Origin of the sequence: Streptomyces sp. (assembly GCF_050698815.1) — a bacterium.
Lineage (GTDB): Bacteria > Actinomycetota > Actinomycetes > Streptomycetales > Streptomycetaceae > Streptomyces.
In genome coordinates this window covers 1-8886 of record NZ_JBOHCV010000384.1, presented here as the reverse complement: position 1 = coordinate 8886, position 8886 = coordinate 1, and the positions used below count along the sequence as shown (strand labels likewise).

Here is an 8886-nt window from a genome sequence, read left to right as displayed (position 1 = left end):
CAGCCACGCCCGCTCGGCCGCCTGCCCGGCGGCGACCGCGCCGGCGGCGCAGGCGAGCAGGTCCGCGAAGACCTCCCGTACCTCGTCCGTGAGACCCGTCGGAGCGGCCGCGGCCGTTCCGGGTCCCGGCTCCGCGTACACCGGCCGCAGCCGCTCCACCGCACCGTCCAGGTCGGCGCCCAGCCGCAGCGCGGCGGCGCCGCGATCCGCCACGAAGGCACCCAGCTCGGCACGGAGTTCGTCGATCCCCTCCCCGACGAGTGCCGAGGTCGCCAGCACCCGCGCTCCGGGCTCACCGTGCTCGCCGAGCGCCATGCCGTCCTCGTCCAGCAGCCGCCGCAGGTCGTCGAGCACCGCGTCCGTCGCCTCGCCCGGCAGCCGGTCGGTCTGGTTGAGTACGACGAACGTCACCTCGGCATACCGGGCCAGCGGCCGCAGATACCGCTCGTGCAGCAGCGCGTCGGCGTACTTCTCGGGGTCGACCACCCACACGACCGCGTCGACCAGACGCAGCAGCCGGTCCACCTGTTCACGGTGGCCCGCCGCGACCGAATCGTGGTCGGGCAGGTCGATCAGCACCAGGCCTGCCAGCCCGTCGCCCGCGCCGTGCGGTTCGGCGCGCATCAGCCGCCGGGCCGACGGAGCGATGCCGAGCCGGTCGAGGAGTCCGTCGGCCGCGCCCGCCCGTGCCGCCTCCCAGGTGCACGCGACCGGTGTGGCGGTGGTCGGCCTGCGCATGCCCGAGTCCGACAGCCGGGTACCGGCGAGGGCGTTGAAGAGCGAGGATTTCCCGCTTCCCGTGGCTCCCGCGATCGCCACCGTCGTGTAGGCGCGGGGCAGTCCCCCACGCGCACCCGCCGCGTCCAGCACCCGCCCGGCGTCGGCGAGGATGTGGCCCGGAAGCCGGGTGCTGGACAGGTCGATCAGTTTCCACAGCGCGACGAGCCGCCGGCGCAGTACGCCGTCGTCACCGAGCCCTTCGCTCCCGTCCGCCCCGGGCGAGAGCAGCCCGGGCAGATGCCGCCCCGTCCACGGCCGTTCGGAGGCGGTACGCACCTCGAGGGCGTCGGGCCCCTCGTCAGCGTCCGCCGCACGCGTGACCTCGCGCACCGCCGGCGCGGAAGCGGGAGCCTCGGACCACTCGGCGCCGGTTCCCGGTCTGGGCCGGCCCAGCCGCACCCCGGGGAGCACGGTCCCGCGTGCCCGCCGTGCGATCAGGCCGTCGTCCCACGCGCCGCCCTCGCCTCGCTCGTCGCCCTCGTCGCCCTCGCCGCTCTCTTCATCCTCCGTGTCGGCGTCGTCCTCCACAGCCGCAGCGGTCTCGGCCTCCCCGGCCGCGTCGTCGGCCGGCTCCTCCCTGGTCCCCGGCTCCTGACCAGGCTCCGGAAACGACTCCTGAACCGGTTCCTGCGACGCGACCTGCCCCTCACCGGACGGGTCCTCGATCCGTACATCCGCTGTGGACACTGCGGTCACCTCTCCGTCTTCGACTGCGACAACTCCTGCACCCCCGGCCCGGGCTCCAGCCCGGCCTCCGCTTCCGCCTTGCGCAGCACCGAGAAGGCGGCGATCAGGCCGACCTGCGGATCCGGACCGGCTTCCAGGGCGTCCAGGGGCGCGAGCCGGCGGTCACGTTCCCCGTAGAGCGCCCGCTCGACGTAGGTGGCCAGCAGCCGGATGCCGCACTCCCGCAGCCGCCGGGCGGCCCGTTCGCCGAGCACGCCGGTCAGGGTCCGGTACGCGCCGGCCGCCTGCCCCCCGCCCAGCAGCGCCGCCGCCAGCAGGCCAGCGGCCTCCTCGGCGTCGCCCACGGAGCCGTACTCCACGTCGCGCGCCTCCTCCTCGGTCAGCTCCTCCAGGCAGCGCCGCCAGCGCCGTACGAGCAGACCCATCCGCCCGTACCCGTCGGCGACGCCCTGCCCGTCCTCTCCGGCCGCGATCGCCGCGATCCCGTCGCCCAGGATCGCGGGCTCGCGCCGCCACGCCTCCGCGATGCGCTCGTCCGCGGCGGCGACGCCGGAGGCGAGCAGCGTGGTCAGTCCTTCCTCGAAGGCGTCGAGGAGTTCGTCGCCGCGGCTGTCGACCGGGAATCCGCGCCAGCGCGCGGCGGCGTCGCCGGCCAGGAGTTCACCGACCGCGATGTGCCGCCGCACGCGTCCGTGAGCCTCCTCGTACGCTTCCTCGACGTGGCCGATGAGCCGCAGTGCGGCAGCGTGCTGAGCCGCGGACGCGCTCGCGAGCGCGGCCACCCGGGAGCGGAGCGAGCTGAGCGCGCCCACCGCCGTACGGCTCCCGGCCACGGCACGCGCCGTCGGGTCCAGAGCCCGCTGCGTCAGCCAGTTCCGCAGCCCGGCCACCGCCGTGGCCGGCAGCAGCCCTGAACGGCCGGCCGACTCGGGCAGCTCGGGGACGGTGAAGCGCGGTACGTCCGCCAGCCCTTCACGGTCCAGCAGCGACCCGTACTGCCGGGCCACCTCCGAGGCGATCTGATGCGGCACCCGGTCCAGCACGGTGACGAGCGTGACGTTGTACTCCCTCGCCGTACGCAGCAGATGCCAGGGCACCGCGTCCCCGTAGCGTGCCGCGGTCGTCACCAGCACCCAGATGTCGGCGGCACAGAGCAGTTCGGCGGCCAGGTCCCGGTTGCGGGCGACGAGGGAGTCGATGTCGGGGGCGTCGAGGAGCGCGAGCCCGGGCGGCAGCGCGGCGTCGGTCTCGATCCGCAGCGCCCGCCTCCCGCCCTCTTCCGTCGCCTCGTCCGCACCGGTCAGCTCATCGGCGGTGCCCCGCTCCGCCTCTCCGGGGAAGTCGCCGGGAGGCGCGTCCTGCCGCGGCATCCACACCCGCCCGAGCCGCGGCAGCACCCGCTCCCCCGAGAACCAGCGCTGGTCGTCCGGATGGCACACCAGTACGGGCGTACGTGTCGTCGGGCGCAGCACCCCCGCGTCGCTGACCCTGCGGCCCACGAGTGAGTTGACGAGGGTCGACTTGCCGGCGCCCGTCGAGCCCCCGACCACGGCGAGAAGCGGCGCATCGGGAGCGTGCAGCCGCGGCATGAGGTAGTCGTCCAGCTGGGCGAGCAGTTCGTCCCGCGAGCGATGGGCACGTTCCGCACCGGGCAGCGGCAACGGAAACCGTGCGGCGGCGACACTGTCGCGCAGCGCGGTCAGTGCGTCGAGCAGTTCAGGCCGTACGTCCAAGATCGCCACATGCGCAGAATGCCCAAATTTGCTCACTTTTTGAAGCGTATCCACGGCACTGCGTGACGAAAACAATGGCTTTCGGGTGGGAATAGGCTCATTCACCCCATGTAGCCCACAAGACGACCGCTCCCCAGGCACTCACACCCATAACGACTGCGCAACACCCGCGCGGCGCACCGCCAAAACCGCTGCACGAATCGCACCCTCCTGCGATTATCGGGACCGCTTCACTGAACCTCCACATGGTGTCGCGGACGTGAAGCAGCCAGTGCCAGCCACGGGGACCCCTATCCTTGACCGCGCCACGGTCACCCGGAGGCAAGCCCACCCCTCCGCGACCGAGACCGGCCCCCGTAGCTCAGTGGATAGAGCAGGCGCCTTCTAAGCGCTTGGCCGCAGGTTCGAGTCCTGCCGGGGGCACTTCTGCCCGCCCCGGGGAGCGCGTCGAGCAGCTCCGCTGAGGGAGTCGGTGCCGGCCGAGTGTTGCTGATGAGGGAGGCTTCCATCCCCCTCTACCTGCGGCCCAAGCAGACCGAGCAGACGAGGCCCCTGGGCCCTCGGTCACTCACCGACTACTACCAGGACGAAGGGGTAAATGTCGTCCATGGAGCGCTTGAGCGAATGGTTGAGGCACCCGGGACCGACGCCGTTCCTGCACTTCGCGATGGCCTTTTCCCTGGGCGGGTGGGCAATCACGTGGCTTCTGCGGGTGGGACGTCATGGCTACCGGGTTTCCCCCTGGCTCGTAGGCGCGGTTCTCATGATCTTGGCCATCGTCGCGTTCTGGCGGGGTATGCGCCTGCGGCGGCAGCGGAGTCGATCGGCACCACAACCTGATCACCCACCAGCTACATGACCTGCCACGCATCCTGGTTGTTGCCTGCCCCGAGTGGTGGATACGCTCCTGACGCGCTGTCGGCAGGGCGACATGACGTTGGTGAACGCGGCTGGTTTCGGGTCGGTTGAGGGGACGGAAAATGGAACAGGGAATCGTGGTGCGGTTCGACGAGGTCAAGGGATACGGCTTCATCGCACCGGACGACGGCGGTGACGACGTCTTCGTCCACGCCAATGAGTTGAGCGGCCGGTCGGCGTCCGTCGCCTGCGGCACCCGGGTCGAGTTCGGCGTCCTGGACGGCGGGCGTGGCCTGAAGGCCTTCGACGTCCGGGTGCTCGACGGGACGCAGCCGACCGCCGGCAATGCGCCCGCCGCGGACAGGACCACCGGCGGCCCGTTGCCGAGCGGCGCGCTGGACGGCTCGCGGGCCGCGGCCAGGACCCCGAACGCCACCGCACAGCCGGCCCACGGCACCGGCCACGGGCTCACCGACGAGACCTGCGCGGTCTTCACGCAGAGCGAGTTCACCCGGCTGGCGACCGAGATGCTGCTGGCGAGCGGTCCGGACCTGACGGTGAAGCAGGTGCTCGAGATCCGCGGGGCACTGGTGGAGTTCGCGTCCGAGCACGGATGGGTCGACTGACGCGGGAGGGGATCGTGGGGGCGGACTCGCTCGTCAGAGGCGGGCGTCAGGGCCGGCGTCAGGCCCCCACACCACCGCAGCTGCCCGGCTAGGGGTTCGCGTCGCGCGCGATCAGGCCGGCCTGGGTGCGGTTCTCGCACCCCAGCTTGTCCAGCATCCGCGACACGTAGCCCTTGACCGTGGCCTCCGAGAGGTACAGCCGGGCCGCGATCTGCGCGTTCGACAGCCCGTCACCGATGCCGGCCAGCACCTCGGCCTCGCGCTCCGTCAGCGCCTTGATGAGCTTCCGTGCGCGGTCGCGGGCCGGCTGGCTTCCGGTCGATTCCGCGACCAGCCGGCGGGCGGCGGCGGCCGAGAGCACCGTGTGCCCCTCGGCCGCCACCCGCACGAGCCCGATCATGTCCTCCGGCGGCGTGGACTTGACCAGGAACCCCGCCGCGCCGGCCCGCAGCGCACGCATCACGTACTGGTCGGCGTCGAAGGTCGTCAGCACCACGATGGGCGGCGGATCGGCGAATTCACTGATCCGCTCGATCGCCGTGAGCCCGTCCACGCCCGGCATCCGCAGGTCCATGAGCACGACGTCGGGCCGGCAGCGCGCGACCGTCTCGATGCCTGCCGCCCCGTCGTGCGCCTCACCGACGACCTCGATGTCCTCGGCGGATCCGAGGATCGTACGCAGGAACACGCACACCATCTGCTCGTCGTCCACGACCACCACCCGGACCACCGTCACACCGCCGGTTCCGCGGTAGGAACGTACGCGGGCAGCGTGGCCTCGACGCTGAACCCGCCGTCCGGCGCGGGTCCGGCGCGCAGGGTGCCCGGCACGAGTTCGATGCGCTGCCGGAGGTGGGCGATGCCCAGGCCCGAGCCGGTACCGGCGAGCGCGCTGCTGGGCTTGCCGGTCGGCGGTGTGTTGCGGACCGTCAGCCGCACCTGCCCTTCTCCGTCGTCGTACTCGACGCGTACGGTCACCCGCGCGCCGGGAGCGTGCTTGCGCACGTTGGTCAGCGCCTCCCGTACGACGCGGTACGCCGTGCGTCCGACCACCGGCGAGGCGAGCGCCGGGTCGCCTTCCTCGATCAGCTCGGTCGGTATCCCCACCGCGGCGGACTCCGCGACCAGTTCGGCGAAACCCGCCACCGAAGGCGTGGAGTCGCCCTCCGGCGCCGTGCGCAGGATGCCGACCAGGTCCCGGAGTTCGTCCAGTGCCTGGGAGCCCGCCGAGCGCAGTTCCTCCGCGGCCTGCCGGGTCGCCTCGTCGGCCGCCGTCACCCGCAGCGCGCCGGCCTGCAGCACCATCAGGCTCACCCGGTGGGTCACCACGTCGTGCATCTCGCCGGCCAGCCGCGCGCGTTCCTCGGTTCGGGCCTGCTCGGCGAGCAGGTGGCGCTCCCGCTCGGCCCGCTCGGCGCGTTCGGTCAGTGCCAGCACCAGCCGCCTGCGGGCGTCGAAGTACAGGGCCAGCAGCGGCCCGACGGCGGTGCGGAGCACTCCGATCGTGATGATCATGACCGAGGGCTCCCAGGGCCGGGCGACGATGACCGTGAAGACGGCGAGCGCGAGGTACGCCGTCCGCCGGCGCTTCGCCCTGGCTTCGCCGGGTGCGGCCCCCCTGACCTCCCCCTGGGCCTGGTAGAAGATCGGCCCGTAGGCCGCCAGCACCGTCGCGAAGGGCGCCCACAGGTTCCCGGTGTGGGCCGGAGTCAGCGCACCGGCCGGCGAGATCAGCAGCGTCACCGCGAGCGTGAACGCGCCCAGCACGGCGAGGACCGTCAGGGGTGCCCGGCGGCGGGCCGCCAGCGAGAGGCAGGCGAGCCCCTGCAGGACGAGCATGACCCAGGCGAGCGGGCCGGGTTGAGCCGGCCACCATGTCGCACCCGCCAGCGTCGTCCCCGTGTCTAGCAGCAGGAAGACGACCGCGATCGCCACATCCAGGGCGACCGGATGCCGACGGTGCCACGGGGCTTCAGCCATGCCCCATACGGTAGGACATCCGCGCGGGCGCGGAGCCTGGCGCGAACCTCCGGCGGGAAGACCCTACGAAAGTCGGTACGGCGGCCCGTACGGCCGGCCCTTCGTCGTTCGCGGAACCGACCGCGTGCCCTGCCGCACGGCACCCCGGACGCGGTGCCATAGCGGCATGGATGCGAAACGAGACCAGGTCACCAATGCGCCCCGGCTGGGCCGCTACACGATCGACGCCGCCAACTCGACGGTGGCGTTCAGCAGCAGACACCTCTTCGGACTGATGCCGGTTCGCGGCACGTTCGCGATCCGGTCCGGGACGGTCGACGTGGCCGAGCCGCTCGCCGACTCCAGCCTCCGCGTGGAGATCGCCGCGGCGAGCTTCCACACCGGCAAGGAGCACCGGGACGGCGACGTACGGTCGGCGAAGTTCCTCGATGCCGGGCGGCACCCCGACATCACGTTCGTGTCGACGAGCGTGGAGCCCGCGGCCGTCACCGGCACGCTCACCGTGTGCGGTGTCGAGAAACCGGTCAGCCTGTCGATCGGCCGCGCCGACGTCTCGCCCGGAGTGTTCACGGTCCGCGCCACGACGCGCGTGGACCGGACCGAGTTCGGGGTGACCGCGGCCCGCGGGCTGGCCGGGCGCTACCTCGACCTGTCACTGGAGGTCACATGCGTCCACAGGTGACGACGGTGGCCGCGACCGCACCCCGGCCGGAGCCCGTACGCGACGGAGCCGCACATGTCTGACGCGGTGGTGGTGACGGACCTGCGCAAGAGTTACGGCGCGACGGAGGCCGTGCGCGGAGTGAGCTTCACCGTCGAGCACGGGGAGATCTTCGCGCTGCTCGGGCCGAACGGCGCCGGCAAGTCCACGTCGCTGGAGATCCTCGAGGGATTCCGCAGGCGTGACGCCGGGCAGGTCGACGTGCTCGGCTTCGATCCCGGCGACCGTTCCCGGGAGCGGGAGCTGCGCGAGCGCATCGGGCTGGTGCTCCAGGACATCGCGGTCGAGCCCTATCTGACGGTCCGCGAGACGATCGCACGCAACGCGGGCTACTACCGGGCGCCGCGCGACGTCGACGAGGTGATCGCGCTGGTCGACCTCGGCGGGCTGGAGCGGCGGAAGGTCAGGACGCTGTCCGGCGGCCAGAAGAGGCGCCTGGACCTGGCGCTGGGCATGATCGGCGATCCGAGTCTGCTCTTCCTCGACGAACCGACGACCGGGTTCGACCCGAACGCGCGCCGCGGTGCGTGGCAGCTGGTGCGCAACCTGCGTGACACCGGCACCACCATCCTGCTCACCACCCACTACATGGAAGAGGCCCAGGAGCTGGCCGACCGGGTGGCGGTGATCTCCGGCGGCGAGATCGTGTCCGCGGGTACGCCCTCGACCCTCGGCGGGCGCGACACCGTCCGGGCGCGAATCCGCTTCGCCCTGCCGGCGGGCTGCACGGCCGCCGATCTGCCGGTCGCCGCCGTGCCGGACGGCACGTTGCCGGGCGCGGTCACCGTGGAGACCGGGGAACCGACCAAAACGCTGCATCAACTGACGGACTGGGCGCTGCGGCGCGGCACGGTGCTCAACGGGCTCTCCGTCGACCGGCCGAGTCTGGAGGACGTCTACCTCCGCCTGACCAGTCAGAACGCACCGGAACCAACGACGGAGAGGAGCGCCCGGTGAGCTTCGCCGACCCTCCCTCCCGGAGTCGTGACGTCGTGCTGCTGGCGCACCAGATCCGCTACGAGCAGCTGACCTTCTGGCGCAACCCGCAGAGCGCCTTCTTCACCTTCATCTTCCCGGTCGTGATCATCACGATCTTCGGCGCGCTGTTCCACGACATCCCCGCCAGCCCGTTCTACCAGGGGCTGACGGCCCTCGAGTACTACGTGTCCACGATCGCCGGACTGTCCGTGCTGGGCGCCTGTTACAGCCAGTTGGCCATCGTGCTCTCGTCCCGGCGGCAGGACGGGATACTCAAGCGGGTGCGGGCGACCCCGCTGCCGACCTGGATGTACTTCGTCGGCCTGCTGGCCCACTGCGTCATGGTGAGCATCGTGGACGTCCTGATCATCGTCGGGATCGGCAACCTCTTCGGCGTGCCGCTGCCCGGGCCCGCTCAGTGGCCCGCGATCACCGTCGTGCTGGTGCTCGGTGCAGCCGGCTTCTGCGCCTTGGGCGTCGGCGTGGCCTCCCTGATCCGCAATGCCGAAGCGGCGCCCGCGGT

8 protein-coding genes and 1 tRNA gene are annotated in these 8886 nt (G+C 72.1%); 5 read left to right on the top strand and 4 right to left on the bottom strand.

Annotated elements, in window-relative coordinates:
- Positions 1–1467, bottom strand: a 1467-nt coding sequence (locus ACRDP3_RS14085) for a GTPase (RefSeq protein WP_431517264.1), incomplete at its 3' end; no start/stop codon positions are given.
- 5 nt (positions 1468–1472) lie between these two features.
- The gene (locus ACRDP3_RS14080) at positions 1473–3200 is read right to left on the bottom strand and encodes a dynamin family protein (RefSeq protein WP_431517265.1); all 1728 of its coding nucleotides are present in this window, start codon (positions 3198–3200) and stop codon (positions 1473–1475) included.
- A 350-nt stretch (positions 3201–3550) separates the two neighbouring features.
- On the opposite strand from ACRDP3_RS14080, the gene ACRDP3_RS14075 reads away from it, so the two are divergent.
- Together ACRDP3_RS14075 and ACRDP3_RS14070 are read left to right on the top strand one after the other, a co-directional pair.
- A tRNA-Arg gene (locus ACRDP3_RS14075) sits at positions 3551–3623 on the top strand.
- Positions 3624–4180: 557 nt separating this feature from the next.
- Complete coding sequence (locus ACRDP3_RS14070; RefSeq protein WP_431517263.1) at positions 4181–4684, top strand: cold-shock protein; 504 nt, start codon at positions 4181–4183, stop codon at positions 4682–4684.
- Positions 4685–4772: 88 nt separating this feature from the next.
- On the opposite strand, the gene ACRDP3_RS14065 is transcribed toward ACRDP3_RS14070, so the two are convergent.
- A complete protein-coding gene (locus tag ACRDP3_RS14065) occupies positions 4773–5420 on the bottom strand; it encodes a response regulator (protein ID WP_431517262.1) in 648 nt (215 codons plus the stop codon).
- Positions 5417–6664, bottom strand: a complete 1248-nt coding sequence (locus ACRDP3_RS14060) for a sensor histidine kinase (RefSeq protein WP_431517261.1) — start codon at positions 6662–6664, stop codon at positions 5417–5419. Before ACRDP3_RS14060 ends, ACRDP3_RS14065 begins: the two co-directional genes overlap by 4 nt.
- A gap of 166 nt (positions 6665–6830) precedes the next feature.
- Here ACRDP3_RS14060 and ACRDP3_RS14055 point away from each other — a divergent pair, with 166 nt between their 5' ends.
- The 3 genes from ACRDP3_RS14055 to ACRDP3_RS14045 form a co-directional block, all read left to right on the top strand.
- Entirely contained in the window at positions 6831–7346 is a 516-nt protein-coding gene (locus tag ACRDP3_RS14055; protein ID WP_431517260.1) for a YceI family protein, read from the top strand.
- 54 nt (positions 7347–7400) lie between these two features.
- Positions 7401–8342 (top strand): ABC transporter ATP-binding protein, encoded by a 942-nt coding sequence (locus tag ACRDP3_RS14050; RefSeq protein WP_431517259.1) that lies wholly within the window; start codon positions 7401–7403, stop codon positions 8340–8342.
- Positions 8339–8886, top strand: a 548-nt coding sequence (locus ACRDP3_RS14045; RefSeq protein ID WP_431517258.1) for an ABC transporter permease, incomplete at its 3' end; no start/stop codon positions are given. The genes ACRDP3_RS14050 and ACRDP3_RS14045, both read left to right, overlap by 4 nt.